This is a genomic window from Micromonospora matsumotoense (assembly GCF_900091525.1).
Lineage (GTDB): Bacteria > Actinomycetota > Actinomycetes > Mycobacteriales > Micromonosporaceae > Micromonospora > Micromonospora matsumotoensis.
This window is the reverse complement of sequence record NZ_FMCU01000003.1, coordinates 313,129-338,123: the sequence shown is the minus strand read 5'-3', so window position 1 is coordinate 338,123 and position 24,995 is coordinate 313,129. Positions and strand designations below refer to the sequence as shown.

Annotated in this window: 24 protein-coding genes; 14 read left to right on the top strand and 10 right to left on the bottom strand. The window is 72.4% G+C overall.

Annotated elements, in window-relative coordinates:
* Positions 1-40 precede the first annotated feature (40 nt).
* The 3 genes from GA0070216_RS08530 to ung all read left to right on the top strand — a co-directional run bounded on the left by GA0070216_RS08530 (position 41) and on the right by ung (position 2,370).
* On the top strand, positions 41-1,060 hold the full coding sequence (locus GA0070216_RS08530) for an alpha/beta fold hydrolase (protein ID WP_245722395.1): 1,020 nt from the start codon (positions 41-43) through the stop codon (positions 1,058-1,060).
* Between the two features lie 70 nt (positions 1,061-1,130).
* Positions 1,131-1,613 carry a tRNA (adenosine(37)-N6)-threonylcarbamoyltransferase complex ATPase subunit type 1 TsaE gene (gene tsaE / locus GA0070216_RS08525; protein WP_091241834.1) on the top strand — a complete coding sequence of 161 codons (483 nt, stop codon included), beginning with the start codon at positions 1,131-1,133 and terminating at the stop codon, positions 1,611-1,613.
* 55 nt (positions 1,614-1,668) lie between these two features.
* Entirely contained in the window at positions 1,669-2,370 is a 702-nt protein-coding gene (ung, locus tag GA0070216_RS08520) for a uracil-DNA glycosylase (RefSeq protein WP_091241831.1), read from the top strand.
* Between the two features lie 189 nt (positions 2,371-2,559).
* Here the strand turns inward: ung and GA0070216_RS08515 are convergent, their stop codons facing one another.
* The gene (locus GA0070216_RS08515; RefSeq protein WP_245722371.1) at positions 2,560-3,105 is read right to left on the bottom strand and encodes an XRE family transcriptional regulator; all 546 of its coding nucleotides are present in this window, start codon (positions 3,103-3,105) and stop codon (positions 2,560-2,562) included.
* A 517-nt stretch (positions 3,106-3,622) separates the two neighbouring features.
* On the opposite strand from GA0070216_RS08515, the gene tsaB reads away from it, so the two are divergent.
* From tsaB to GA0070216_RS08495, 4 genes are read left to right on the top strand one after another with little or no spacing between them, the layout of a single operon-like run.
* Positions 3,623-4,369 carry a tRNA (adenosine(37)-N6)-threonylcarbamoyltransferase complex dimerization subunit type 1 TsaB gene (gene tsaB, locus GA0070216_RS08510; protein WP_091241827.1) on the top strand — a complete coding sequence of 249 codons (747 nt, stop codon included), beginning with the start codon at positions 3,623-3,625 and terminating at the stop codon, positions 4,367-4,369.
* Entirely contained in the window at positions 4,366-4,842 is a 477-nt protein-coding gene (rimI, locus tag GA0070216_RS08505) for a ribosomal protein S18-alanine N-acetyltransferase (RefSeq protein WP_091241824.1), read from the top strand. The genes tsaB and rimI overlap by 4 nt, the downstream gene beginning before the upstream one ends.
* Complete coding sequence (gene tsaD, locus GA0070216_RS08500; protein ID WP_091241820.1) at positions 4,835-5,881, top strand: tRNA (adenosine(37)-N6)-threonylcarbamoyltransferase complex transferase subunit TsaD; 1,047 nt, start codon at positions 4,835-4,837, stop codon at positions 5,879-5,881. The genes rimI and tsaD overlap by 8 nt, the downstream gene beginning before the upstream one ends.
* Positions 5,882-5,897: 16 nt before the next feature.
* Entirely contained in the window at positions 5,898-6,152 is a 255-nt protein-coding gene (locus tag GA0070216_RS08495) for a hypothetical protein (RefSeq protein WP_091241817.1), read from the top strand.
* Positions 6,153-6,296: 144 nt separating this feature from the next.
* On the opposite strand, the gene GA0070216_RS08490 is transcribed toward GA0070216_RS08495, so the two are convergent.
* The 7 genes from GA0070216_RS08490 to GA0070216_RS08460 all read right to left on the bottom strand — a co-directional run bounded on the left by GA0070216_RS08490 (position 6,297) and on the right by GA0070216_RS08460 (position 13,806).
* Complete coding sequence (locus tag GA0070216_RS08490) at positions 6,297-7,034, bottom strand: DUF4142 domain-containing protein (protein ID WP_091241813.1); 738 nt, start codon at positions 7,032-7,034, stop codon at positions 6,297-6,299.
* Positions 7,035-7,263: 229 nt separating this feature from the next.
* Positions 7,264-8,445 (bottom strand): ROK family protein, encoded by a 1,182-nt coding sequence (locus GA0070216_RS08485; protein ID WP_091241810.1) that lies wholly within the window; start codon positions 8,443-8,445, stop codon positions 7,264-7,266.
* A 40-nt stretch (positions 8,446-8,485) separates the two neighbouring features.
* Complete coding sequence (locus tag GA0070216_RS08480) at positions 8,486-9,745, bottom strand: sugar ABC transporter permease (protein ID WP_091241807.1); 1,260 nt, start codon at positions 9,743-9,745, stop codon at positions 8,486-8,488.
* Positions 9,742-10,566: an ATP-binding cassette domain-containing protein gene (locus tag GA0070216_RS08475; RefSeq protein WP_091241804.1), complete on the bottom strand. Its 825-nt coding sequence runs from the start codon at positions 10,564-10,566 to the stop codon at positions 9,742-9,744. The genes GA0070216_RS08480 and GA0070216_RS08475 overlap by 4 nt, the downstream gene beginning before the upstream one ends.
* Before the next feature lie 119 nt (positions 10,567-10,685).
* A complete protein-coding gene (locus GA0070216_RS08470) occupies positions 10,686-11,786 on the bottom strand; it encodes a sugar ABC transporter substrate-binding protein (protein WP_091241801.1) in 1,101 nt (366 codons plus the stop codon).
* A 211-nt stretch (positions 11,787-11,997) separates the two neighbouring features.
* Positions 11,998-12,477 (bottom strand): Cys-tRNA(Pro) deacylase, encoded by a 480-nt coding sequence (gene ybaK, locus GA0070216_RS08465; RefSeq protein WP_091241798.1) that lies wholly within the window; start codon positions 12,475-12,477, stop codon positions 11,998-12,000.
* A gap of 9 nt (positions 12,478-12,486) precedes the next feature.
* On the bottom strand, positions 12,487-13,806 hold the full coding sequence (locus tag GA0070216_RS08460; RefSeq protein ID WP_091241796.1) for a THUMP-like domain-containing protein: 1,320 nt from the start codon (positions 13,804-13,806) through the stop codon (positions 12,487-12,489).
* A gap of 549 nt (positions 13,807-14,355) precedes the next feature.
* Here GA0070216_RS08460 and groES point away from each other — a divergent pair.
* The 4 genes from groES (at position 14,356) to GA0070216_RS08440 (ending at position 19,891) form a co-directional block, all read left to right on the top strand.
* Positions 14,356-14,670, top strand: a complete 315-nt coding sequence (gene groES, locus GA0070216_RS08455; RefSeq protein WP_084261531.1) for a co-chaperone GroES — start codon at positions 14,356-14,358, stop codon at positions 14,668-14,670.
* A gap of 72 nt (positions 14,671-14,742) precedes the next feature.
* Entirely contained in the window at positions 14,743-16,383 is a 1,641-nt protein-coding gene (gene groL / locus GA0070216_RS08450; protein WP_091241793.1) for a chaperonin GroEL, read from the top strand.
* A gap of 130 nt (positions 16,384-16,513) precedes the next feature.
* Positions 16,514-18,274 (top strand): molybdopterin-dependent oxidoreductase, encoded by a 1,761-nt coding sequence (locus tag GA0070216_RS08445; protein ID WP_091241790.1) that lies wholly within the window; start codon positions 16,514-16,516, stop codon positions 18,272-18,274.
* Positions 18,275-18,454: 180 nt separating this feature from the next.
* Complete coding sequence (locus GA0070216_RS08440; RefSeq protein WP_091241787.1) at positions 18,455-19,891, top strand: non-reducing end alpha-L-arabinofuranosidase family hydrolase; 1,437 nt, start codon at positions 18,455-18,457, stop codon at positions 19,889-19,891.
* Between the two features lie 246 nt (positions 19,892-20,137).
* Here the strand turns inward: GA0070216_RS08440 and GA0070216_RS08435 are convergent, their stop codons facing one another.
* On the bottom strand, positions 20,138-20,521 hold the full coding sequence (locus GA0070216_RS08435; protein ID WP_091242671.1) for a WhiB family transcriptional regulator: 384 nt from the start codon (positions 20,519-20,521) through the stop codon (positions 20,138-20,140).
* Between the two features lie 255 nt (positions 20,522-20,776).
* On the opposite strand from GA0070216_RS08435, the gene GA0070216_RS08430 reads away from it, so the two are divergent.
* Positions 20,777-21,601 (top strand): helix-turn-helix transcriptional regulator, encoded by an 825-nt coding sequence (locus GA0070216_RS08430; RefSeq protein WP_091242668.1) that lies wholly within the window; start codon positions 20,777-20,779, stop codon positions 21,599-21,601.
* Between the two features lie 12 nt (positions 21,602-21,613).
* Here GA0070216_RS08430 and GA0070216_RS08425 read toward each other — a convergent pair whose 3' ends face one another.
* The gene (locus GA0070216_RS08425; RefSeq protein WP_091241784.1) at positions 21,614-22,024 is read right to left on the bottom strand and encodes a DUF5319 domain-containing protein; all 411 of its coding nucleotides are present in this window, start codon (positions 22,022-22,024) and stop codon (positions 21,614-21,616) included.
* Between the two features lie 195 nt (positions 22,025-22,219).
* On the opposite strand from GA0070216_RS08425, the gene guaB reads away from it, so the two are divergent.
* Together guaB and GA0070216_RS08415 are read left to right on the top strand one after the other, a co-directional pair.
* Complete coding sequence (guaB, locus tag GA0070216_RS08420; RefSeq protein ID WP_091241781.1) at positions 22,220-23,782, top strand: IMP dehydrogenase; 1,563 nt, start codon at positions 22,220-22,222, stop codon at positions 23,780-23,782.
* 30 nt (positions 23,783-23,812) lie between these two features.
* Positions 23,813-24,931, top strand: a complete 1,119-nt coding sequence (locus GA0070216_RS08415; RefSeq protein WP_091241778.1) for a GuaB3 family IMP dehydrogenase-related protein — start codon at positions 23,813-23,815, stop codon at positions 24,929-24,931.
* Positions 24,932-24,995: the final 64 nt, after the last annotated feature.

The window sequence follows — 24,995 nt, the reverse complement described above, 5'->3', positions numbered from 1 at the left end:
GACCGCCGCCGGGAAGGTTGCCGGTGTGGTCGGGGCTGCGATGGGCGTGGCCGCCGCCGGGCTGGCCGCCGGGGTGGCCACCGAACGGGCCCTGGTCCGCCGGCTCAAGGCCGACCCCGCCGACCCGTATGCCGGGGAGGACTTCGGCGTGCAGCGTTACGACGAGGCGTACCGGCTGGAGTTGCCGGACGGCACCGACATCCACGTCGAGGTGGTCGAGCCGACCCGGCCGGTGCCGGGGCGCCCGACGGTGGTGCTGGTGCACGGCTTCTGCCTGGACATGGGGACGTTCCACTTCCAGCGCCAACTGCTGGCCGAGCGGGGCGACTACCGGATCGTCGCGTACGACCAGCCGGGGCACGGCCGGTCGGGTCGGTTGGAGACCGGCGAGTACGACCTCGCCGCGCTCGGGCGCACCCTGCGCCGGGTGATCGACCGGACCGCCCCGGAGGGGCCGTTGGTGCTGGTCGGGCACTCGATGGGCGGGATGACCATCATGGCGTTCGCCGAGGCGTACCCGGAGCTGTTCGGTGACCGGGTGGTCGGCACGGTGCTGATGGCCACGTCGGGCGGGTTGCTCGCCGAGACGAAGCTGGTCGCGCCGGCCCTGCTCGGCCGGGTCGGCTCGCCGGTGCTGTTCATGATGAGCACCACCACCCGGTACGGCGGGATCGTCATCGACCGGGCCCGGAAGTCCACCTCCAACGTGGCCTGGCTGCTGACCCGCCGGTACGGCTTCGGCACCCCGAAACCGAGCCCGGCCCTGGTGTCGTACGTGGAGCGGATGAACTCCCGGACGTCGGCCGACACGGTGACCCGCTACCTGCGGACCCTGGCCACCCACTCCCGGTTCCCGGCGCTGGCCGCGCTGAGCGGCACGCCGGTGCTGGTCGTGGTGGGCGACAAGGACATGATCACGCCGGTGGTCCACTCGGACGAGATCGTCCGTCGGCTGCCGCACGCCGAATATCTCAAGATCCATGACAGTGGGCACGTGGTGATGCTGGAACACGCCGACGAGGTCAACGCCGGGCTGGAACGCTTCCTGGAGGCGCTGTGAGCAGGCTCGTCGTGCCGGCGCGCGGCCCGGCGCAGGCCGCCGGCGGGCCGGACCGATCCGGGGCGGCACGGTGACCGTGCGCGTCACGCTGCCCACGGTCGAGGACACGCACGCCTTCGGCCGCCGGCTGGCCGGGGTGCTGCGCGCCGGCGACCTGCTGCTGCTCACCGGCCCGCTGGGGGCCGGCAAGACCGCGCTGACCCGGGGTCTCGGCGTCGGCCTGGGGGTACGCGGCGACGTCACCTCACCGACCTTCGTGATCGCCCGGGTGCACCGGCCCGACCCGGCGCGCGGCGGCACGGTGGCCCTGGTGCACGCCGACGCGTACCGGTTGGGTGACGCGACCGATCCCCGCGCCGAGATCGACGACCTGGACCTGGACGCCTCGGTGGACGACTCGGTGACCGTGGTCGAGTGGGGTGAGGGGCTGGTCGAGCAGTTGGCCGACGCCCACCTGCGGGTCCGCATCGACCGGCGCGACGACGACAGCCGGGTGGTCGACCTGGAGCCGGTGGGCGGGGACTGGACGCAACGGTTGACCGCCCTGGGCTGAGGGTTGTCGCACCCGATGCCTAGAGTGCCGGGGACTTCGTTGTGAAAGGTTGCCGATGCCCGACGACACCCCCACCCTCGACCTGCTGGCGCTGCTGCCGCAGGCATGGCGTGCCGTGCTCAACCCGCACCTGGACCCGGCCCGTACGGCCGCGCTGGCCGAATTCGTCGCCCACGAGTACGCCACCCAGACCGTCTTCCCGCCGGTGGAGGATCTCTTCTCCGCCTACCGGTTGTGCGGCCCGGAACAGTGCCGGGTGCTGATCCTCGGCCAGGACCCGTACCACAAGGCGGGGCAGGCGCACGGGCTGAGCTTCAGCGTGCGCGAGGGGGTGTCGGTGCCGCCGTCGCTGCGCAACGTCTTCAAGGAACTGGGTGAGGACCTGGGGGTGCCGAAGCCGCGCAGCGGCAACCTCGACGGTTGGGCGGCGCAGGGGGTGCTGCTGCTCAACGCGGTGCTCACCGTCCGGCAGGCCAGCCCCGGTTCGCACGCGAACAAGGGTTGGGAGGAGTTCACCGACGCCACCATCCGGGCCCTGGACGCCCGGGACGAACCGGTGGTCTTCCTGCTCTGGGGCGGCTACGCCCGCAAGAAGGCGGCCCTGGTCACCAACCCACGGCACGTGGTGCTGGAGGCCGGCCACCCGAGCCCGATGAACCCGCGGGGTTTCCTCGGCAGCCGCCCGTTCAGCGCCACCAACAAGGCCCTCGCCGACGCCGGTCTGCCCCCGATCGACTGGGAGCGCCCGGCCGGCTGACCCACCCGCCACGCCCGCGCGTCCGCACCGCGCACCGCCGGCTGACGTCGGCGGTGCGCGGTGGTGCTGCTTCGCGGTGGTGCTCTGTCCCGGCGCCGTGGGGGCGGCGCTCACTGCGGGGTTCGCGCGACGGGGCCGGCGGCTGAGGGGCTGACCTCGGCTGAGCGTTGGCGGTGTCGGCGTAACAGGTCAGCGGCCTGCGGGTCGGTCAGCTCCACCGTGACCCAGCGGGACCACCCGGTAGCTGCGGTTGCCGTGTCGCACCTCGATCGCCTCCGGAAGCTCGTCGCACATCTGGGCGCGGATCTTGCCGTACCGGGTCGACCAGTAGTGCTCGCCCGGCTTCTCCGGTGCCGGGTACAGGCCGCCGAACTCGCGCCACCTGGCGTTCCAGCGCTGCCCGTAGGCGGCCTCCAGCCAGGCGGTGAACCGGGCGGAGTCGCCCCACCGGACGGCGATCTCGACGGCATCGGCCGGTACCGGGGCACCCTGGAGCAGTGCGGCGGTGCTGCCGGTCAACAGATGGGGCAGGTCGCCCAGCCGATTCAGCAGCTGGTCCAGCCCAAGTTCGTCGATCCGGTCGTCGAGCGACCGTGCGGCGAGGGCGTCCATCCGGGCATCGAGGTGGCTGTCGAGCTCCTCGGCGGTGACGGCGATTTGCAGACCGAGGGCGGCGAAGAGGCGCTCCACCAGCGGAATGCCCGGCACCCGATCCCCGCGCTCGATGCGGGCCACAGCGCTCTGACTCGTCCCAGCCCGATCGGCCAGTTGCTGCTGGGTGAGCTGTCAGGCACCGCGCTCCCGGCGAAGAAGAGCGGCGACATCCGTAGCGAGACGACTACTCTGCGGCATCTCCCCATGATGGCGTGATGCGGGTGAGCCGTATGCCCAGCTGTCATACTCATGACCGGCAGGCATACCGCTATCCACCACGTACAACACCCTGCCGCCCGCCGTCCGTCGCTCGTGCCGTCCGCCGCCCGTTCCGCCCGCCGCCCGTGCCGCCCGTCGCTCGTGCCGTCCGCCGCTCGTGCCGTCCGTCGTCCGTGCCGCCTGTCGCCCGTCACACCCCGCCGCCCGCCGCCGGGGGGCAACGGGGAACCCGGCGGGTGCGGATCGGCAGGTGGGGTCGCTGGGAATCGGCGGCCGTAGCCGGCAGCGGGGACCTGCGGCCGTGGGGCGACGGGTCGGGCCGAGAGAGACGGGCGGGCTGTGACCGGGCCGTACGGGTGGACGGCTAGGCTGGCTTACCGTGCTCGTACTGGTGGTGGACTCCTCGACCCCCGCGGTCACCGCGGCCCTGGTCGAGGTCACGGCGGACGGCGTCGTGGTGCGGGCGCACCGGTGTACGGTCGACGCCCGGGCCCACGGTGAACTGCTGGCCCCGCAGGTCGAGGCGGTGCTCGCCGAGGTCGGCGCACGGCCGGGCGACCTCGGCGCGATCGTCGCCGGGCTCGGCCCCGGCCCCTTCACCGGGCTCCGGGTCGGTCTGGTCACCGCCGCCACCATGGGCCAGGTGCTCGGCATCCCCACGTACGGCGTCTGCTCCCTCGACGGCATCGGCCATCCCTCGGCCGCCGGCACGACCGGGAGCGCCCCGCTGCGGGAACAGAGCACCCCGCCGCGGGAGCAGGACACCCCGGCGCGGGATGAGCGGGTGCTGGTCGCTGCGGACGCCCGGCGCAAAGAGGTGTACTGGGCGGTCTACGACGACTCCGGCCAGCGGATCGCCGGCCCGGCGGTGGACGCCCCGGCGGTGGCGGCCGCCCGGGCCCGGGAGTTGGCCGTCACCGCCGCGGTCGGGGACGGCGCCCATCGGTATGCCGACGTGCTCGGTCTGCCACTGCGCGGCGAACCCCGCTACCCGGCCGTGTTCGCGCTGGCCACCCTCGCCGCCGAGCGGATCCGGGCGGGTGCCCCCGGCGAGACGCTCACCCCGCTGTACCTGCGCCGGCCGGACGCGGTCGCGGCGACCAGCCGTAAGTCGGTGCTGCCGTGACGGTACGACTCGACCGGTTCCGCTGGTGGCACATCGACGAGGTGCTGCTGATCGAGGCGGACCTGTTCGGCCCCGAGCAGTGGTCGCCGGCGATGTTCTGGAACGAGCTGGCCAGCGGCCACCACTACCGGGTCGCCCTGGACACCGACGGGTCGTTGCTGGGCTACGCGGGCCTGACCGTCGATCCGGAGGGCGAGTCGTGGGTGCAGAACATCGCGGTCCGCCGGGACGCCCAGCGGCGCGGGATCGGCCGGACGCTGCTGGAGGACCTGCTCGCCGAGGCCGCCCGGCGCGGGATCGACAGTGTCCTGCTGGAGGTGGCCGTCGACAACGCCCCCGCCCAGCGGCTCTACGCGACGTACGGGTTCGAGCCGATCGGCGTACGGCGGGGCTACTACCAACCGAGCAACACCGACGCGCTGGTCATGCGGCGTGACGCGGAGCCGGCCGCAGACGGGACGGAACATGGCTGACGAACCGCTGATCCTCGGCATCGAGACCTCCTGCGACGAGACCGGGGTGGGCATCGTGCGCGGGCACACCCTGCTCGCCGACGCGCTGGCCTCCAGTGTGGACGAACACGCCCGGTTCGGTGGGGTGGTGCCCGAGGTGGCCAGCCGGGCACATCTGGAGGCCATCGTGCCGACCATGGACCGGGCACTGCGCGAGGCGGGGGTGACCATCGCCGACATCGACGCGATCGCGGTCACCTCCGGCCCCGGCCTGGCCGGTGCCCTGCTGGTCGGGGTGGCCGCCGCGAAGGGCTACGCGCTGGCCGCCGAGAAGCCGGTGTACGGGGTGAACCACCTGGCCGCGCACGTCGCCGTGGACACCCTGGAGCACGGCCCGCTGCCCGCGCCGGCGATCGCGATGCTGGTCTCCGGCGGGCACTCCTCGTTGCTGCTCGTCGACGACCTGGCCCGGGGGGTGACCCCGCTGGGCGCGACCATCGACGATGCGGCCGGGGAGGCGTTCGACAAGGTGGCCCGGCTGCTCGGCCTGCCGTTCCCGGGCGGCCCGTACATCGACCGGGAGGCGCGGGCCGGTGACCCGGCGTCGATCGGCTTCCCGCGCGGCCTCACCGCTGCCAAGGATCTCGCCGCCCACCGGTACGACTTCTCCTTCTCCGGGCTGAAGACGGCGGTGGCCCGTTGGGTGGAGGGGCGGCGACGCTCCGGTGAGCCGGTGCCGGTGGCCGACGTGGCCGCGTCCTTCCAGGAGGCGGTCTGCGACGTGCTCACCGGCAAGGCGCTGGCCGCCTGCCGGGCGCACGGGGTGGATACCCTGGTGATCGGCGGGGGAGTGGCGGCGAATTCGCGGCTGCGGGCGATGGCCGAGCAGCGGGCCCAGCGGTACGGCATCCGGGTCCGGGTGCCCCGGCCGGGTCTGTGCACCGACAACGGGGCGATGGTCGCCGCGCTCGGCGCGCACCTGGTGGCCGCCGGGGTGGCACCGAGCCGGCTGGATCTGCCCGCCGACTCGGCGCTGCCACTGACCACGGTCAGCGTGTGACGGGAGGGAGGCCGACGTGATCGTACGGATGTGGGAGGCGCGGGCGGAGTCGTACGGCTTCGCCGACCTGATCACCTGGGTGTGTGAGACCGCGCTGCCCGAGTTCGCACACGACCCGCTGCACGTGTCCAGTGAGGTCTTCTCGTCCACCGACCACCGGGTGGTGGTGATCTCGAAGTGGCGCAGCAGCCCCCGCCCACTGCCGGAGCCGCCGGCCACGCTGGTCGCCCGCCCTCCGCACTCCTGGGACTTCACCCAGGTCGACCGCTGACCACAGTGGGCCACGGCCGGCCGCCGAACAAGCCGGCCGCCAAGCAGCCGGCCGCCGAACATCGGGCCGCCGAACAGTCAGCCGCCGAACAGCCGGACGGCCCGCAGGCGTACCGCCTACGGGCCGTCGGTCGAACGGGTGGGGTCAACTGCGTCGCGTGATCCGCCAGGTGGCGTAGCCGCCCGCGCCGAGCGCGAGCAGGAATACCGCCCAGACGACGGTGGTGCTGATCGCCACCGACGGGCCGGCGGCTCCGGCCTGGGCGGCGGCGACCAGCGAGTCGTTCTGCGCGGCCGGGATCGCGGCCGGCGGCATCTGCTGCCAGCGGACCAGGCCGGTGCTCTCCAGCATGGCCATGTGGTCGCCCACGAACTTGTTGGCCTCGTCGGCGAGCTTACGGACGGTGTTGTCCCGGGTGCTGGCCCGGACCGCGCCGATCACCGGGAAGATCTTGCCGTGGGCCACCCGGAGCCGGGTCACGAAGATCTGATCGAACTGAGCACCGGAGGCGTTCTGCATCTCGGTCAGCCACCCCTTCTGCTCGGTGGTGGGGTCGCTCGGCAGCGTCGCGCCCAGCTTGTTGGCGGCCTGCACCGCCAACTCGTCGAGGACGCCGTGCTGGCGGGCGATCTCCGCGCCGACCTCCCGCACCCGCGCGGACTGGCCCTTCTCGGCGGCCATCGTGCCGGCCGGTATCTCCCACAGGCCGGCCAGTCGGACACCGTTGAGCAGCGCCGTGTCGGCGGCGTTCATCTGGACGCCGGGTGCGGCGACGGCCATGCCGGGTAGGACGACCAGGCCGGCCAGGAAGGTGACGAGCAGCACCGCCACCCGGTAGGTCCGGTGCCCTCGCCGACGACGTACGGAATCCAGCGGTGCCATGCTGCGGTGCCTCCTCGATCCGGGCCGATCTGTCCTGCCGGGCAGCGACCCGCAGGCTGCCCGTCCATCCACTGGTACGGAACACCGGGCCGATCAGTTCATCGGTCCGGTCAACTCGCCGATCGGCGCAGGCCAGGGCGGGACGGCGCAGCGGGAGCAGGACGGCGTAAGCAGCGCAGCCTCGACCGGCCAGCCGCGACACGGCGGCGGGAATCGGTGCGGCAACGGCTCAGGTGACGTCGAGCGGGTCGGCGAGGAGCCGTTCGAAGGCCAGCTCGGCCGCGCCGATCAGCGCCGCGTCGTCACCGAGCTTGGGGGTACGCAGCCGGACGTGTTCCAGGCAGGCGGGCAGCCCGGTCTCGTTGAGACGGCTGCGGACCTGGGCGGCGGCGGCCAGGTAGAGGTCCCGCATGGTGCCGCCGAAGATGACCATCTCGGGGTTGAAGATGTTGACCAGGTTCGCCACCCCGAAGCCGAGCCAGTCCCCGGCGTGCCGTACCGCGGTCTGGGCGCGGGCGTCACCCCGGTCGGCGGCGTCGAAGACGGCCAGCAGCGCCTCCCGGCCCCGGGCGTCGGACCGGCCGGCGGCCCGGAGCAGCCCGTACTCGCCGATCTGGGTTTCCCAACAGCCCCGGGAGCCGCACTCGCAGGGAGTGCCGTCGCGCACCACCACCATGTGCCCGACCTCGCCGCCGTACCCACCGTGGCCGGTGAGCCGGCGGCCTCCGGCGATGATGCCGGCGCCCACGCCGACGTCGCCGTAGAGGTAGATGACGTTGTCGCAGCCGGCGGCGACACCCCGGGCGTGCTCGGCGAAGGCGGCGACGTCGGCCACGTTGCCGACCGTGATCGGCAGGTCCGCGCCCAGTTCGGCGGCGAGCGCCGCGCCGATCGGCTCGTCCACCCAGCCGGTGGTGGGGCCGAGCCGGACCAGCCCGTCGGCCTTGCGGACCATGCCGCAGACCGCGACCCCGGCCCCGACGCAGATCGACCCGGGTGGCACCCGTTCCCGCATCTGCTTGAGGGCACCGGCCAGCATCGGGGCGGTCTCGGCGGCGTCCAGGTCGCGCGGCCGGTCCAGCTCGCGGCGGTCCAGCACCTCGCCGCCGAGCCCGACCCGCGCGGCCCGCAGTCGGTCCACCTCGATCGAGTACGCGTACGCGTAGACCCGGGCCGACTCGGGCCGGACGACCAGTGACGGTCGTCCGGCCCGGCCGGTCTCCTTGGGCGTGCCCTCGCTGACCAGCCCGGCGCCGGCCAGGTCGGCGGTGAGCGCGCCGATGGTGCTGCGGTTGAGCCCGAGGGCGGTGGTGAGTTCCGCGCGGGAGGTGGCGCCGTGCACGTGGACGTGCCGGAGCAGCGCGCCGAGGTTCTGCCGCCGGATCTCGTCCTGGCTCGGTCCTACCCGCATCGTTGATGGCACCCCATGTCCCGCCGGTGGCGTACGCGGATCAGCGGGTGCCGGAGGCGGAGGCGCGGCGGCGCGACAGCGCGTCCACGCTGGCCGCGAGGAGCAGCACCACGCCGGTGACCACGTACTTCACCCCGGCGCTGTAGCCCATCAGGCCCATCCCGTTGTCGATGACGGCGACCACCGCGCCACCGAGCACAGCGTCGAGGACCCGGCCCTTGCCGCCGAAGAGGCTGGTGCCGCCGATCACCGCCGCGCCGACAGCGTAGAGCAGCACGTTGCTGCCGCCGGTGTTCGGGTCCACCGAGTTGGCCCGGCTCGCTGCGACGATGCCGCCGACCGCCGCCATGGACGAGCAGATCACGAAGACCGAGATGCGGATCTTGTCGACGTTGATGCCGGCCCGGCGGGCGGCTTCCTTGTTGCCGCCGACGGCGTAGACGTGCCGGCCGTAGCTGGTGCGCTGGAGCACGAAGGTCCAGACGATCAGCAGCACCGCGATGACCGGCACCACGATCGGCACGCCCTTGAGCGAGTTGATCAGGACGTTGCGGCTGCGCTCCTGGTTGAGGATGTAGACCGCGATGCCGAGGATCAGGGTCAGCCCGCCGATCCGGGCCAGCACCACCGCCATCGGGTCGGTGGTCAGGCCCCGGGCCAGCCGCTTGCGGTGGCGCAGCAGCTGCACGGCCGCGTACCCGCCGATCGCGACGGCGGCCAGCGCCCAGCCGAGGGTGGGCGGCAGGTTGCGGTTGGCGATCGCCACCAGCACCTCGTCGTTGACCGAGATGTTGGCGCCACCGCTGATCAGCATCAGCACGATGCCCTGGAAGGCGAGGAAACCGGCCAGGGTCACCACGAAGGACGGGATGCCGATCTTCGCGACCAGGAAGCCGAGCACGGTGCCGATGACCACGCCGGTGAGGATCGCGGCGAGCACGGCCACGTACCAGGGATAGCCGGCCTTGGTGGCGACGTTGGCCAGGATGGCCGCGCAGACCCCGCTGGCGAAGCCGGCGGAGAGGTCGATCTCGCCGAGCAGCAGGACGAAGACCAGCCCCATGGCGATCAGGGTGACCGCCGCGCCCTGGGTGAACAGGTTGGCGAAGTTGCCGGCGGTGAGGAACGACGGCCGCATGATCGAGAAGACGGTGCAGAGCACGATCAGCCCGAGTACGGCGGGCAGCGCGCCGATGTCGCCGCCGCGTACCCGGCCCCAGTAGCCGCGGAGATGGCTGCCGACGGTCGGTCTCGGCGTGACCGCCGCCGGGCCTTCCTTGTGCACGGCGGTGGTGGTCATCGAACGCCTCCTGGAGTGGTGTCGGCGGGCCCTGCGCCGGTGCCGTTGCCGGCCGTGACCGGCTCGCCGGTGAGGCCGAGGTTGCCGGAGCGGCCGGCGGTGATCAGCTCGACGACCTGCGAGTGGGTGATGTCGATGGTCTTCACCTGGGCGACCATCTGGCCGAGGTAGAGCGCGGCGACCCGGTCGGAGACGGCGAAGACGTCGTTCATGTTGTGCGAGATCAGCACCACGGCCAGGCCGTTGTCGGCCAGCCGGCGGACCAGTTCGAGTACCTGGGCGGTCTGGGCGACGCCGAGCGCGGCGGTCGGCTCGTCCAGGATGACCAGCCTGCTGTTCCAGAGCACCGCCTTGGCGATGGCGACGGTCTGCCGCTGGCCGCCGGAGAGGCTGGAGACGTGCTGGCGCAGCGACTTCACGGTCCGCACCGAGAGCCCGGCCAGGGTCTCCGCCGCCATCTGCTCCATGGTCGGCTCGTCGAGCACCAGCCCGCTGTGCTTCTCCCGGCCGAGGAACATGTTCTGCACGATGTCGAGGTTGTCGCAGAGCGCGAGGTCCTGGTAGACGACCTCGATGCCGAGCGTGGCGGCGTCCCGGGGGCTGTTGATGCTCACCGGCCGGCCGTCGAAGAGGAACTCGCCGGCGTCGGCCGGGTAGATGCCGCTGATGCACTTGACCAGGGTGGACTTGCCGGCGCCGTTGTCGCCGACCAGTGCGGTCACCTCGCCGGCGTGGGCGGCGAGGGCGACGTCGCGCAGGACCTGGACGGGACCGAAGCTCTTGTCGATCCCGCGCAGTTCCAGCAGGGGGGTCGCGGACACGGGGGTCTCCTTCAGACGGAGGGAAGATCTCGGAGCCCGTCCGGCGGCGAGCGCCGCCCGGCACGAGGTTCCGTGCCGGGCGGCGTCGCGTCGACGGGGTACGACGCTCGTCGTACGGGTCAGCTGATGCCGTTCGCGGCGCAGAGCGCGGCGTACGCACCGGTGCAGAGCTTGGCCTTGTCGACGTAGCCGTCGGCCACCACGTCCTTGACGGTCGACTTGTCGATCGCCTTCGGCTCCAGCAGCACAGACGGGACGTCCCGGCCGCTCTCCGGGTCCTTGACGGTCTGCCCGGTGTCCTTCCGCTCGCCCTTCGCCACGGCGATGGCCAGCTCGGCGGCCGCGTCGGCCTCCTTCTTGACGGCCTTGTAGACGGTCATGCACTGGTCACCGGCGAGGATGTTCTGCAGGCCGGTCACGTCGGCGTCCTGGCCGGTCACCGGGACCTTGCCGTTGAGCTTGTTCTTCTTCAGCACCGAGATGGCCGCGTTGCCGAGGCCGTCGTTGGCGGAGAGCACACCGTCGATCTTGCCGCCGGTCTGGGTGAGCATCTGCTCGAAGATGGTGGCGCCCTGCGCCGGGTCCCAGTCCGGGACGGCCTGGTCCGGGCCCTTGGTGTATTCCTTCGAGTCGAACTTCGGCTTGAGCACCGAGTCGTAGCCGTTCTTGAACAGGGTGGCGTTGTTGTCGGTCGGCGAGCCGTTGAGGTAGGCGACCGTCGGGTTCTTGACGCCCTTCTCGGTCAGGCACTTGGCCAGGCCCTCGCCCTGGAGCTTGCCGACGGCCTCGTTGTCGAAGCTGACGTAGTACTGGGCGGAGCCGCCCAGGGTGAGCCGGTCGTAGTCGATCGTCGCGACACCCTGCGACTTCGCCTTGTCCAGCACGGCCTTGCCGGTGCCGGAGTCCAGGTTGACGATCATCAGGGTGGTGACGCCCCCGGTGATCATCTGGTCGGCGATGGTCTGGAAGGCGTTCTTGTCGTTCTGCGCGTTCTGGATGTCGGACTCGACACCGGCTTTGTCGAACGCCTCCTTGAGGAACCGGCGGTCGGCGGTCTCCCAGCGGGCGGAGGACTTGCTGTCGGGCAGGATCACGCCGATCTTCGGCTTCTTGGCGGCGCTGCCGCCGGTGTCGTCGCTCGTGGAGTTGTCGCCACAGGCGGCCATGCTGCCGGTGGCCAGCAGGCCGACGGCGGCGAAGGTGAGGAAGCCCTTGCGCATGTCTGCACGGGTCCTTTCGAGGGTGGGGGAAGGAGTGGTCGGTGTTTGTTGTGTCCGGCAACGTATTCCCGCTCACCTTCGGGGCGCAAGACTGCCGAGGTCAGAAGTTTGTTGGCGGCGGTAACAATTCAGCAACGTGGCTGTCACCCCGGGGACACCCGTCCCGCGATCACGCTGCGTGTCTGGTTCGCAACCGCCCTGGTCCGGGCGGTCAGCGGGCGGCGATCCGCGCGGTGCCGGCTTCGCTCAGGGCGACCAGGTCGGCCGGGCCGAGCTGGAGCTGCCACCCCCGGCGGCCGGCCGAGACATAGACGGTCTCGTGGTCCAGCGCGGAGGCGTCCACCACCGTCGGCAGCCGTCGCCGCTGACCCAGCGGGCTGATCCCGCCCCGCACGTAACCGGTGCTCCGCTCGGCGGCGGCGCGGTCGGCCAGCACGGCCCGCTTGCCACCCAGCGCCGCCGCCAGCGCCTTGAGGTCCAGCTCACCGGTGACCGGGACGACCGCCACCGCCAGCGCCCCGTCCACCTCGGCGACCAGCGTCTTGAACACCCGCTCCGGTGGCACCCCGAGCGCCGCCGCGACCAGCGCGCCGTAGTGCGGCGCGTCCGGGGACACGTCGTACGGGTGGGTGCGGTACGCGATCTTCCGCTTGGTCAGCAGCGCCGTCGCCGCGGTGGCCTGTCCCGCCATGCGGTCACGCTAGCCCGGCGTGCCCGTACCCGCGACCGGTCGACCGATCAGCACCGTCGGCGCCCCGGCCACCCGGGTCAGCACCAGGCTGGCCGGGTGCTCCCCGGCCAGCCTCAGGTCCCGGCGCAGTTGTTCGGGCACCAGCGCCGAGCCCCGCTTGAGGATCTCCACCCGGCCGACCCGCCGCTCCCGCAGCAGCGCGCGCAGCCGCTTCAGCGAGAACGGCAGCACGTCGACGATCTCCAGGCACCTGCCGAACGGGGTCGGCTGCGGGGTGTCCGCGTACAGGTAGGCGATGCTCGGGTCGGCCAGCGTCGCGTCGAGCGTGTCGGCCAGCTCGGCGACCAGGTGCGCCCGGACCACCGCCGGGTCCGGGTCGTACAGGTAGCGCCGGACCGGTCCGACCTTCGCCTCCACGTCGCCCGTACCGGTCAACTGGTGGCCGCGCGTCGCCGGGCCGCCGGGGCCGTCCGGGCTGTCCGCCGGACGGCCCGGTCCGTCTGAGCCGTCCGTCGGGCGGCCCGGTCCGTCTGAGCCGTCCGTCGGGCGCTGGCGGGCGGCGGGTCCCGGTCGCAGCACGGTCGCCCGGCGGGGCACCTCGGCGAGCGGGCCGCCCCAGAGGGCCGCCTCGACCAGGTCGCCGTCGACGCTGACCCACTCCGCCTCGGCCCCGGCCGGGATCAGCGCGTGGTCGAGCCCGGGGGCCACCTTCACCACCGTGTGCGGCACCCGCCCGGCCAGCCCGGTGACGAAGTCCCACGGTGGCGAGTAGGCGTTCGGGTCGAAGATCCGTCGTCCGGTGCCGCCCTGCCGCCGGGCCGGATCGCAGAAGACCGCGTCGACCCGGGTCACGTCGAACGCCGTCGCGTCGCCGCACTCGACGGTGAACCTCCCGGCCAGCCCGGCGGCCTCGGCGTTCGCGGCGGCCAGCGCGGCGGTGACCGGGTCGGCCTCCACCCCGTACACCCGGATGCCGGCGCGGGCGGCGGCGAGCGCGTCGGCACCGAGGCCGCAGCCCAGGTCGGCGAGGGTGCGCACCCCGGCGGCGGCGAGCCGGGCGGCCCGCCGGTCGGCGACCACCCGCCGGGTGGCCTGCTCCAGGCCGGGGCGGGTGAGGAACATCCCGGCCGCCTCCGGGCCGAACTTGCCGACCGCCCGGCGGCGCAGCTCGGCCTGGGTCAGCGCGGCGGCGGCCAACCCGGGCGGCACCCCGCGTGACCGCAGCGCCGCCGCCGCGACCAGCGGATCGCCGCCGGCCACCTCGGTCGCCGCGGCGAGCACGGCCGACCCCTCGGGGGTACGCAGCGCGGCGAACTGGTCGAGATCCACGCCCCCATTGTCCGGCCCGGCCGGTCCGGGGTTTCCGCCGGTGCCGACCCGTGACCGCTCCCGGCACGATCCGCCTGCCCGCCTGCCCGCCTGCCCGCCTGCCCGCCTGCCCGCCTGTCCGCCTGCCCGACCGGGCTGCCGGGCTGAGCGGGGAAGATCGACTCAGTGGGGCCGATGTTGCGGTGTCCGGGCGGTGTCGTCACCGCAACATCGCCACCATTGAGTTGATCACCACCCGGGCTGGCCGGATGCGGCGGCGGACAGGGATGTGGCGGCGGGTCGGGCGGGTGGTGGGTGATCATGCTTGGCGGTGGAACGGTGACGACACGGAGGGCGGCGCGTTGGCACTCTCCTTGACGGAGTGCTAGCCGAGGAATAACCTGCGATTAGCACTCTCACCCTGAGGGTGCCAGCGTCCGGGCCACCCGGCCCGGGTGCTGAACGCCAGGCGGACCGGCACCCGCGACGACGGCCCCGCCCGGTGGCATGTGGCAGATTGACGCTGGTCGGACTCTCGGCCGGCAACGAAACCAAGTACCCCAGGAGGGTATGCCCGTGACTACCGCGACCAAGGTTGCGATCAAGCCGCTCGAGGACCGCATCGTGGTCCAGGCGAACGAGGCTGAGACCACCACGGCGTCGGGCATCGTGATCCCCGACACCGCCAAGGAGAAGCCGCAGGAGGGCACTGTCCTCGCCGTCGGCCCGGGCCGGATCGACGACAAGGGCAACCGCGTGCCGCTCGACGTCAAGGTCGGCGACACCGTTCTCTACTCGAAGTACGGCGGCACCGAGATCAAGTACGCCGGCGAGGAGTACCTGGTGCTCTCCGCCCGCGACGTTCTCGCGGTCATCGAGAAGTAACCAACCGATTCCAGTGTCGTCGCCCCGGTCCGGCTCGCCGGGCCGGGGCGACGACGCTTCGAAGGGACATTCATGGCGAAGATCCTGAGCTTCTCGGACGACGCCCGGCACCTGCTGGAGCACGGTGTCAACGCCCTCGCGGACACGGTCAAGGTCACCCTCGGCCCGCGCGGGCGCAACGTCGTCCTGGACAAGAAATTCGGTGCGCCGACGATCACCAACGATGGTGTGACCATCGCCAAGGAGATCGAGCTCACCAACCCGTACGAGAACCTCGGCGCGCAGCTGGTCAAGGAGGTGGCGACGAAGACCAACGACGTCGCCGGCGACGGGACCACCACCGCGACCGTGCTGGCCCAGGCGATGGTGCGCGAGGGCCTGCGCAACGTGACCGCCGGGGCCAACCCGGCCGGCCTCAAGCGGGGTGTCGACGCGGCGGCCGCCAAGGTCTCCGAGGCGCTGCTCGGCCGGGCCGTCGAGGTGGCCGACAAGGAGTCGATCGCGCACGTCGCGACGATCTCCGCGCAGGACGCCACCATCGGCGAGCTGATCGCCGAGGCGATGGAGCGGGTCGGCCGCGACGGTGTCATCACCGTCGAGGAGGGCTCCACCCTCACCACCGAGCTGGAGGTGACCGAGGGTCTCCAGTTCGACAAGGGCTTCATCTCGCCGAACTTCGTCACGGACTCCGAGTCGCAGGAGTCGGTGCTGGACGACCCGTACATCCTCATCACCACGCAGAAGATCTCGGCGATCGAGGAGCTGCTGCCGCTGCTGGAGAAGGTCCTCCAGAACAGCAAGCCGCTGCTGATCGTCGCCGAGGACGTCGACGGCCAGGCGCTGTCGACCCTGGTGGTCAATGCGATCCGCAAGACCATCAAGGTCTGCGCGGTCAAGGCCCCGGGCTTCGGCGACCGCCGCAAGGCGATGCTCCAGGACATGGCGATCCTGACCGGCGCCGAGCTGGTCGCCCCGGAGCTGGGCTACCGGCTCGACCAGGTCGGCCTGGAGGCGCTCGGCACCGCCCGGCGGGTCGTGGTCGACAAGGAGAACACCACCGTCATCGACGGCGGCGGCAAGTCCGCCGAGGTCGCCGACCGGGTCGCCCAGATCCGCAAGGAGATCGAGGCGTCCGACTCCGACTGGGACCGGGAGAAGCTGGCCGAGCGGCTGGCGAAGCTCTCCGGCGGCATCGCGGTCATCAAGGCGGGCGCGGCGACCGAGGTCGAGATGAAGGAGCGCAAGCACCGCATCGAGGACGCGATCGCCGCGACCAAGGCCGCGGTCGAGGAGGGCACGGTTCCCGGCGGCGGCGCCGCGCTGGCCCAGATCCGCTCGGTGCTCGACGACGACCTCGGCTTCACCGGTGACGAGAAGGTCGGTGTCTCGATCGTGCGCAAGTCGCTGGTCGAGCCGCTGCGCTGGATCGCCCAGAACGCGGGCCACGACGGTTACGTGGTGGTCGAGAAGGTCGCCGGCAAGGAGTGGGGCCACGGCCTCGACGCCGCCAAGGGCGAGTACGTCGACCTGGTGAAGTCCGGCATCATCGACCCGGTGAAGGTGACCCGTAACGCGGTCACCAACGCCGCGTCGATCGCCGGTCTGCTGCTGACCACCGAGAGCCTCGTGGTGGAGAAGCCGGAGCAGCCGGAGCCGGCTGCCGCCGGTGGGCACGGCCACGGTCACGGCCACCAGCACGGCCCGGGGTTCTGACCCGGTAGCACGACTGTTCAGGGCGCATCGTCGTACGTCGGCGGTGCGCCCTGACGCGTCCGGGGGGCGGCTGCTTACGGAACGGTGACGTGGTTGGCGGCCGGGGTGGTCGATCGACGACACTGGCCCGATGAGCACCACCCCCCGCGGCTTCGCCGCGCTGGCCGGGGTCACCGCCGCCGTGGTGGCCATCGGTGTCGCCGAGCCGGTCGCCGTCCTCACCGGCCCGCGTTCCGCCCCGCTGATCGCGGTCGGCGGGGTGGTGGTCGACGTGGTTCCCGAGCCGCTCAAGCAGTTCGCCATCGACGTCTTCGGCACGTACGACAAGATCGCCCTGCTGGTCGGGACGGCGGTGCTGCTGGCGGCGTTCGCCGCCGGGATCGGCGCGCTGGCCGCACGCCGGCTCTCCGTCGGACTTGTGGGCATCGCGGCGTTCGCCGGCCTCGGTGCCGCCGCCGCGCTCACCCGGGCCGGCGCGGATGCCGCCGATGCGCTTCCCGCCCTGGTCGGCGGGGGGCTGGGCGCGCTGGTGCTCTGGGCTTTCGTGGCCGGTCCCTGGCAGCTCGACCCCTGGCCCTGGCAGCCGCCCACCCCGCTGCCGGCCGTCCACCCCGGGCCGCCCCCGGCCGCCGGGACGTCGTCCGCCGCCGGGCCGCTTCCGGCCGGCGGGCCGCCGGTGGCCGGTCCAGCGGTGGACCGGGTCGACGGTACGCCGGCCGCCGGGTCGATGGCCGGCGACGGCCCAGCGGCCGATGGCCCGGGTGCGCCTGCGGGTCCGGCCGGCGGGCCGCCCGTCGGCTGGGAGCCGTTGGAGCCGACCGACCCGGAGTCCCGGCGGCGGTTCCTGCGGGGGGCCGGCCTGCTGGCGGGCGCGGCGACCGTGGTGGGACTGGGTGGGCACTGGCTCGCCGGTCGACGGGGGGTCTCGGCGGCCCGGGAGGCCGTCGCGTTGCCCACCCCGTCGGCGGTGGCGCCGACGGTGCCGCCCGGTGCGGATCTGTCGCTGGCCCAGCTCGCCCCCTACACCACCCCGAACGGCGGCTTCTACCGGATCGACACGGCGCTGGTGGTGCCGCAGGTCGATCCGGCGACCTGGCGGTTGCGCATCCATGGCCGGGTACGCAATCCGATCGAGTTGACCTTCGCCGAGTTGCTCGCCCGCCCGATGGTGGAGCGCTACGTCACGCTGGCCTGCGTCTCCAACGAGGTGGGCGGGGACCTGATCGGCAACGCCCGCTGGCTGGGCGTGCCGATCCGGGAACTGCTCGACGAGGCGGAGCCGGAGGAGGGGGCCGACCAGGTGGTCGGCCGCTCGGTCGACGGTTGGACCTGCGGCACCCCCACGGCGGCGCTGCGCGACGGCCGGGACGCCCTGCTGGCGGTGGGGATGAACGGCGAGCCGCTGCCGGTCGAGCACGGTTTCCCGGTGCGGATGGTGGTGCCCGGCCTCTACGGGTACGTGTCGGCCTGCAAGTGGGTCACCGAGCTGGAGCTGACCAGCTTCGCCGACTTCGACGCGTACTGGGTGCCGCGCGGCTGGTCGGCGCAGGGGCCGGTGAAGACCCAGTCGAGGATCGACACCCCGCGCCCGCGCAACCGGCTGAGCGCCGGTGAGGTGGTGGTGGCCGGGGTGGCCTGGGCGCAGCACCGGGGGATCAGCCGGGTCGAGGTACGGGTGGACGGCGGCGGGTGGCAGGAGGCGACCCTGGCCCCGGCGGTGTCGGTGGACACCTGGGTGCAGTGGTCCTGGCGCTGGCCGGCGACCGCCGGTGAGCACACCCTCCAGGTGCGGGCGACCGACCGGGACGGCGAGACCCAGACCCCGCTGGCCGCCCCGGTGGCCCCGGACGGCGCCACCGGTTGGCACAGCGTCACAGTCACCGTCCGCTGATTTCACACCACCCTCGGTCATCAGCCATGATCGATATGTTGATTACCGGAAATTCCCCGGTGGTATCGAGGGTTGAGGCTGTGGGAGCGCTCCCGTAACATACCTGACGCGACTGTTAACGTTCACCTAACAACGACCACCACCAATGTGCAGGTCGCCATCCCGTCAGGAGGGTGTTTTATGTCCAGATCCAGATCGGCCAATGTCGGCCTGATCTCGGCCGGTGTCGCGTTGCTGGCGTCGGCGTCGATCGTCACCGCGTTGCCGGCGGGTGCCGCCGCGGCGGGCTGTTCGGTGAACTACACCGTCTCCTCGGAGTGGGGCGGCGGCTTCGGTGCCAACGTCGCGATCACCAACCTGGGCGACGCGCTGAGCAGTTGGACGCTGACCTGGTCCTTCGGTTCCGGGCAGTCGGTGACGCAGGCGTGGAACGCCACGGTGACGCAGAGCGGTTCGGCGGTGACCGCCAAGAACGTGAGCTACAACGGTGCGATCCCGACCAACGGCTCGGTGTCGTTCGGCTTCAACGGGGCCTGGACGTCCAGCAACCCGGTCCCGACGAGCTTCGCGCTCAACGGGGTGGCCTGCAACGGTGGCCCGAACCCGACCACCCCGCCGCCGACGACCCCGCCGCCCACGACGCCGCCGCCGACGACCCCGCCCCCGACCACCCCGCCCCCAACCACGCCGCCGCCGAACAACTGCTCCCTGCCGACGTCCTACCGCTGGTCGTCGACCGGCCCGCTGGCGCAGCCGAAGTCCGGCTGGGCGTCACTCAAGGACTTCACCATCGCCCCCTACCAGGGCAAGCAGTTGGTGTACGCCACCACCCACAGCAGCAGCGCCACCGGCGGCTGGGGTTCGATGAACTTCGGCCTGGTCGACAACCTCAACCAGCTCGGCTCGGCCCCCCAGAACACCATGAGCCAGAGCACCGTCGCGCCGTCGCTGTTCTACTTCGCGCCGAAGAACATCTGGGTTCTCGCCCACCAGTGGGGCGGGGCGTCGTTCTCGTACCGCACGTCGACCAACCCGGCCAACGCCAACGGCTGGTCGGCCGTGCAGACCCTGTCGACCGCGAAGATCACCGACTCCGGCACCGGCGTGATCGACCAGACGATCATCGGCGACGACCAGAACATGTACCTGTTCTTCGCCGGCGACAACGGCAGGATCTACCGCCAGATCATGCCGATCGGGAACTTCCCGGGCAGCTTCGGCGCCAACTACACGACCATCATGAGCGACACCTCGGAGAACATCTTCGAGGCACCGCAGGTCTACAAGGTGCAGGGCCGCAACCAGTACCTGATGATCATCGAGGCCAGGACCAGCTCCTGGGAGCGCTACTTCCGCTCGTTCACGGCGACCAGCCTGGGCGGCACCTGGACGCCGAACGCGACGACCTACAACAACCCGTTCGCGGGCAAGGCCAACAGCGGTGCCACCTGGACCAACGACATCAGCCACGGCGAGCTGCTGCGCACCAGCGCGGATCAGACGAACACGATCGACCCGTGCAACTTGCAGCTGCTGTACCAGGGCCGCGCCACGAACTCGGGCGGTGACTACGGCCTCCTGCCGTACCGGCCGGGTCTGCTGACCCTGCAGCGCTGACGGCGTGACGCAGGTGGGACCCCGCTGTTCCTGACTCCCGCGACCGGCGGCGTACGCCGCACCGGGTGAGCCGTAGGACGGCTCGGGAGCGGGATCGGGTGGAATGAGGGGCGGGTCCGGCGATGCCGGGCCCGCCCCGCTCTTCGTGCGTGTCGGCCGGCCCGGCGTCGGGACCAGGGGCCGGGGAAACGACGAGGCCGCGCTCCGGAGATCGGAGTGCGGCCTCGTCGAGGTGTGCTGGGTCGGTCAGGCGATCTTGCGCTGGGCCGGCATGGCGGTCTTGTGCGGAGCGCCGAGGCGGGCCTCCATGCGGGCGATGTCCACCCGGGTCTGCCGGCGGTCGGCCAGGTCCTCCCAGCCGAGGGCGAGCAGCCGCAGCCGCTCCGACTCGCTGAGGCCACCCCAGACGCCGTACGGCTCGCGGACCGCGAGGGCGTGTGCCGCGCACTCGGCGCGCACCGGGCAGGCCTGGCAGACGGACTTGGCGCCGGACTCCCGGCGCAGCCGCGACGAGCCGCGCTCGCCGTCCGGGTGGAAGAACTGGGCGCTGTCGCGGCCCCGGCACGCACCAAGACGCTGCCAGTCCCACAGGTCGACGATGGGTCCGGGCAGTCTACGTACGTTCGACATCAGCACCCCTCCTCCCGCGCGGCACCGCGGAGATCCTCGTTGAACCGGTGTCCGGGCTGTGGTCCGCGCTGGCGTACCGCCTTCCGGGCTGGAGCCTCGGTACCCGAACGCTCACCGACTCACACGTGTTGAGATCGAAAACCCGAGCAGCCTGCGGCTTATGGGCTAAATGTCGGAAAAGTTCGGAGGATTGCCCGGAACCTCCTCCCCGGTGGACCCCGTCATGGTCTGCTCGTGTCCGGAGAGGAGACCACCTTGCGTACCGTTCTCGTATGCGTTCGGACACCGGCCGCCGCGCAGCAGTTGACCAATGCGGCGGCGCGACTCGGCCTGGCCGCGGTCATCCGGACAGCCGTCTCCGATCCCGAGGTGATGCTGCGGCTCGCCGAACGCCCGGTCGACGTGGTGCTCGCCGACACGGCGCTCACCCGGCCGGACAGCGCCGGCTTCGTCCGCCGGGTGCTGGCCCGTGCCCCGCAGGCCGCGGTGCTGCTGCTCGGCACCGAGGAGTCGGAGGCGGCGGCGGCCACCATCAGCGCCGGGGCGCGGGGCCTGATCCAGGGTGCCGACCACGATCTGACCAGCGCGGTGGCGAAGGCCCTGCTGCTGCTCTCCGCACCCGGCCGGCCCACCCGGCACCGGGTCGCCGACCCCGCCCGGGACACCGCCTCGGTCGGTGCGCCGCCCCGACCCGCCACCGGTCGTACGCCGGGAGCGGGCTGGTCGCAGGCGGCGGCCGAGGGGCCGCCCGGAGCGCCGTCGGTCGTGCCCGTGCAGCGTGGTGACGACGAGGTCGAGGACGAGTCGGAGGTCGGCCCGGCCGAGTCGCACCCGACCGGCGCGTCGCCGCGACCGGCCCCCGGGGCGCGCAGCGGTCGGACCTCGGTCGGGCTGACCGAGCGCGAACTCCAGGTGCTGCTCGGCATGGCCGAGGGCAAGAGCAACGCGGAGATCGGCCGGGAACTGTTCGTCTCGGAGGACACCGTCAAGACGCACGCCCGACGGCTGTTCCGCAAGCTCGGTGCCCGGGACCGGGCGCACGCGGTGGCCGCCGGCTTCCGTGCCGGCCTGGTCGCCTGAGCGTCCCGGCGGTCAGTCCTCCGGGTCGGGGTCGTCCGCGGTGGATTCGGTCAGGGTGTCGTGCACCCCGTCGGCATAGCCGCGGGCGTAGTCCCAGGTGACGTAGTGGTCCGGGTCGGGGTCGTAGGCCGGCTCGTGCACCCGGGGACGGCCCGAGCTGAGCAGGTGACGCAGGTTGCCCCGGAGCAGGTCCCAGTCGAAGTAGTGCGGCTCGCGGCAGTCCTCGCACTCGATGACCAGCCCGCGTACCCCGATCGGGGCCAGCAGGGCCTGGTAGATCTCCAGATCGGCGAGGTCTTCCAGCACGTCCTGCCGCTCGACCTCGGTCAGCGGGTCGAGTGGGGCGTCGTCGCCCGGATCGTCCAGCCCCGCAGCCGGATCGGCCGGGTCGCCGTTGAACGGGTCGATGGGCTCGTCGTGCACCCCCTCACCGTAGACCCAACCCTCGCGGCACGCGCCCCCCGGCGGTCGCTGTGGCGTCGCCGACGCCGGCCGGTCGCCGGCGAGGGCCGCCCAGCTCAGTGGGTACGATGAGACGACTCGCCGTCACCCCGGCGTGCGCCGGTGCCGCGCGCGCCGCCTCGCTGAATCCCATCCGAGCAGCTCAGGGGAGCAATCGTGGAGAATTCGCCCAGCACCGATCTTCCGGCCGGCGTCGACAGCGGCGAGTGGGGCGGCCACCTGCCGGAGCTGCCCGCCGGGTCGGCGCGGGTGGTGCCGCTCGGGCTGACCTTCGACGACGTGCTGCTCCAGCCGGGCGAGTCGGACGTGGTGCCGAGCCGGGTGAACACCCGCACCCGGCTCACCCGCAACGTCGAGTTGACCATCCCGCTGCTGTCCAGCGCGATGGACACCGTCACCGAGGCCCGGATGGCGATCGCGATGGCCCGCCAGGGTGGCATCGGCGTGCTGCACCGCAATCTCTCCCTGGAGGACCAGGCGCTCCAGGTCGACCTGGTCAAGCGCTCCGAGTCCGGCATGATCACCAATCCGGTGACGGCCAGCCCCGAGGACACCCTGCGCGAGGTCGACGAGCTGTGCGGTCGCTACCGCATCTCCGGCGTCCCGGTGGTCGACGGCGAGGGCCAACTGGTCGGCATCGTCACCAACCGGGACATGCGCTTCGTCTCCGACCCGGCCACCCCGGTCCACTCGATCATGACGCGGACGCCGCTGGTCACCGCCCAGGTCGGGGTGAGCAAGGACGACGCCCTCGCGCTGCTGCGCCAGCACAAGGTCGAGAAGCTGCCGATCGTGGACGACGCCGGTCGGCTGCGTGGCCTGATCACCGTCAAGGACTTCACCAAGAGCGAGCAGTACCCGGAGGCCACCAAGGACGACGCCGGCCGGCTCCGGGTCGCCGCCGCCATCGGGGTGGGTGAGGACGCCTACAAGCGGGCCCGCACCCTGGTCGACGCCGGCGTCGACGTGCTGATCGTGGACACCGCGCACGGCCACCAGCGGGCTGTGTTGGACATGGTCCGCCGGCTCAAGGCCGACGTCACGGTTGACGTCGTGGGCGGCAACGTGGCCACCTACGCCGGGGCGAAGGCCCTGGTCGACGCCGGTGCCGACGGCGTCAAGGTGGGTGTCGGCCCGGGTGCCATCTGCACCACCCGGATCGTCGCCGGGGTCGGCGTGCCGCAGGTGACCGCGATCATGGAGGCGGCCCGCGCCGCCCGCCCGGCCGGTGTCCCGGTGATCGGCGACGGTGGCATCCAGTACTCGGGCGACATCGCCAAGGCCCTGGTGGCCGGTGCCGACGCGGTGATGCTCGGCAGCCTGCTGGCCGGCTGCGAGGAGAGCCCCGGCGAGCTGATCTTCGTCAACGGCAAGCAGTTCAAGGCCTACCGGGGGATGGGGTCGCTGGGCGCGATGCAGTCCCGGGGCCAGGCCAAGTCGTACAGCAAGGACCGCTACTTCCAGCAGGACGTGCTCAGCGACGACAAGCTGGTCCCGGAGGGCGTGGAGGGCCAGGTGCCCTACCGGGGGCCGCTGTCCCGGGTGGCCCACCAGCTCGTCGGCGGGCTGCGGCTGGCGATGGGGTACGCCGGCGCGGAGAACATCCCCGACCTGCACCACCGGGGCCAGCTCATCCGGATCACCGCGGCCGGCCTCAAGGAGAGCCACCCGCACGACATCCAGATGACCGTCGAAGCGCCCAACTACCACACCCGCTGACCCACCACCCTCAACCATCTGGAGTCCCTCATGCGTGACGTGGTCGAGATCGGGCTGGGCAAGACCGCGCAGCGCGGTTACCACCTGGACGACATCGCCATCGTGCCCAGCCGCCGGACCAGGGACGTCGACGACGTCTCCACCGGCTGGCAGCTCGACGCCTACCAGTTCGACATCCCCTGCGTCGGCCACCCGTCGGACGCCACCATGAGCCCCGCCTCGGCGGTGCGGCTCGGCCAGCTCGGTGGCCTGGGCGTGCTCAACGTCGAGGGTCTGTGGACCCGGTACGAGAACCCGGCCAAGGTCCTGGAGGAGCTGGCCGGTCTGGGCGAGGACGCCCGTGCCACCAAACGGCTCCAGGAGGTCTACGCCGAGCCGATCCGCCCCGACCTGATCGCCGAGCGGGTCCGCGAGCTGCGGGCGGGCGGCAGCACGGTGGCCGTCCGGGTGTCCCCGCAGCACACCCTGGCGCTGGCCCCGGTGATCCTGGACGCGGGCGTCGACATCCTGGTCATCCAGGGCACCATCGTCTCGGCCGAGCACGTCTCGACCACCGACGAACCGCTGAACCTCAAGGAGTTCATCGCCGACCTCGACCTCCCGGTGGTCGTCGGCGGCTGCACCGACTACAAGACGGCGCTGCACCTGATGCGTACCGGTGCGGCCGGGGTGATCGTCGGCATCGGTGGCGACGACTGGTCGACCAGCGAGTCGGTGCTCGGCATCCGGGTGCCGATGGCCACCGCGATCGCCGACGCCGCCGCCGCCCGGCGCGACTACCTCGACGAGACGGGCGGACGCTACGTCCACCTCATCGCCGACGGTGACATGCAGACCTCCGGCGACATCGCCAAGGCGCTCGGCTGCGGGGCGGACGCGGTGATGCTCGGCGAGCCGTTGTCGCTCTGCGCGGAGGCCCCGGCCGGCGGGGCCTGGTGGCACTCGGCGGCCAGCCACCCGTCGCTGCCGCGTGGCGCGTTCGAGGTGGCCGGTGAGCCGCTCGGCTCGATGGAGCGGTTGCTCTTCGGCCCGGCCGACGAGCCGGACGGCCAGCTCAACCTCTTCGGCGGGCTGCGCCGGGCGATGGCCAAGTGCGGCTACCGCGACCTGAAGGAGTTCCAGAAGGTCGGCCTGGTCCTCGACCGCTGACCCGCCCGGCACGACGGCCGGCCGGCCCCAGCGGGGGCCGGCCGGCCGTCGATCGGCGCGCACG

What these genes read in the sequence shown, in the direction of transcription:
- GA0070216_RS08530 (WP_245722395.1), top strand. Translation starts at nt 41, where the DNA reads ATGGGCGTGGCCGCCGCCGGGCTGGCCGCCGGGGTGGCCACCGAACGG.
- ung (WP_091241831.1), top strand. Translation starts at nt 1,669, where the DNA reads ATGCCCGACGACACCCCCACCCTCGACCTGCTGGCGCTGCTGCCGCAG.
- tsaD (WP_091241820.1), top strand. Translation starts at nt 4,835, where the DNA reads ATGGCTGACGAACCGCTGATCCTCGGCATCGAGACCTCCTGCGACGAG.
- GA0070216_RS08490 (WP_091241813.1), bottom strand. Translation starts at nt 7,034, where the DNA reads ATGGCACCGCTGGATTCCGTACGTCGTCGGCGAGGGCACCGGACCTAC.
- GA0070216_RS08485 (WP_091241810.1), bottom strand. Translation starts at nt 8,445, where the DNA reads ATGCGGGTAGGACCGAGCCAGGACGAGATCCGGCGGCAGAACCTCGGC.
- GA0070216_RS08480 (WP_091241807.1), bottom strand. Translation starts at nt 9,745, where the DNA reads ATGACCACCACCGCCGTGCACAAGGAAGGCCCGGCGGCGGTCACGCCG.
- GA0070216_RS08470 (WP_091241801.1), bottom strand. Translation starts at nt 11,786, where the DNA reads ATGCGCAAGGGCTTCCTCACCTTCGCCGCCGTCGGCCTGCTGGCCACC.
- ybaK (WP_091241798.1), bottom strand. Translation starts at nt 12,477, where the DNA reads ATGGCGGGACAGGCCACCGCGGCGACGGCGCTGCTGACCAAGCGGAAG.
- groES (WP_084261531.1), top strand. Translation starts at nt 14,356, where the DNA reads ATGCCCGTGACTACCGCGACCAAGGTTGCGATCAAGCCGCTCGAGGAC.
- groL (WP_091241793.1), top strand. Translation starts at nt 14,743, where the DNA reads ATGGCGAAGATCCTGAGCTTCTCGGACGACGCCCGGCACCTGCTGGAG.
- GA0070216_RS08445 (WP_091241790.1), top strand. Translation starts at nt 16,514, where the DNA reads ATGAGCACCACCCCCCGCGGCTTCGCCGCGCTGGCCGGGGTCACCGCC.
- GA0070216_RS08440 (WP_091241787.1), top strand. Translation starts at nt 18,455, where the DNA reads ATGTCCAGATCCAGATCGGCCAATGTCGGCCTGATCTCGGCCGGTGTC.
- GA0070216_RS08435 (WP_091242671.1), bottom strand. Translation starts at nt 20,521, where the DNA reads ATGTCGAACGTACGTAGACTGCCCGGACCCATCGTCGACCTGTGGGAC.
- GA0070216_RS08415 (WP_091241778.1), top strand. Translation starts at nt 23,813, where the DNA reads ATGCGTGACGTGGTCGAGATCGGGCTGGGCAAGACCGCGCAGCGCGGT.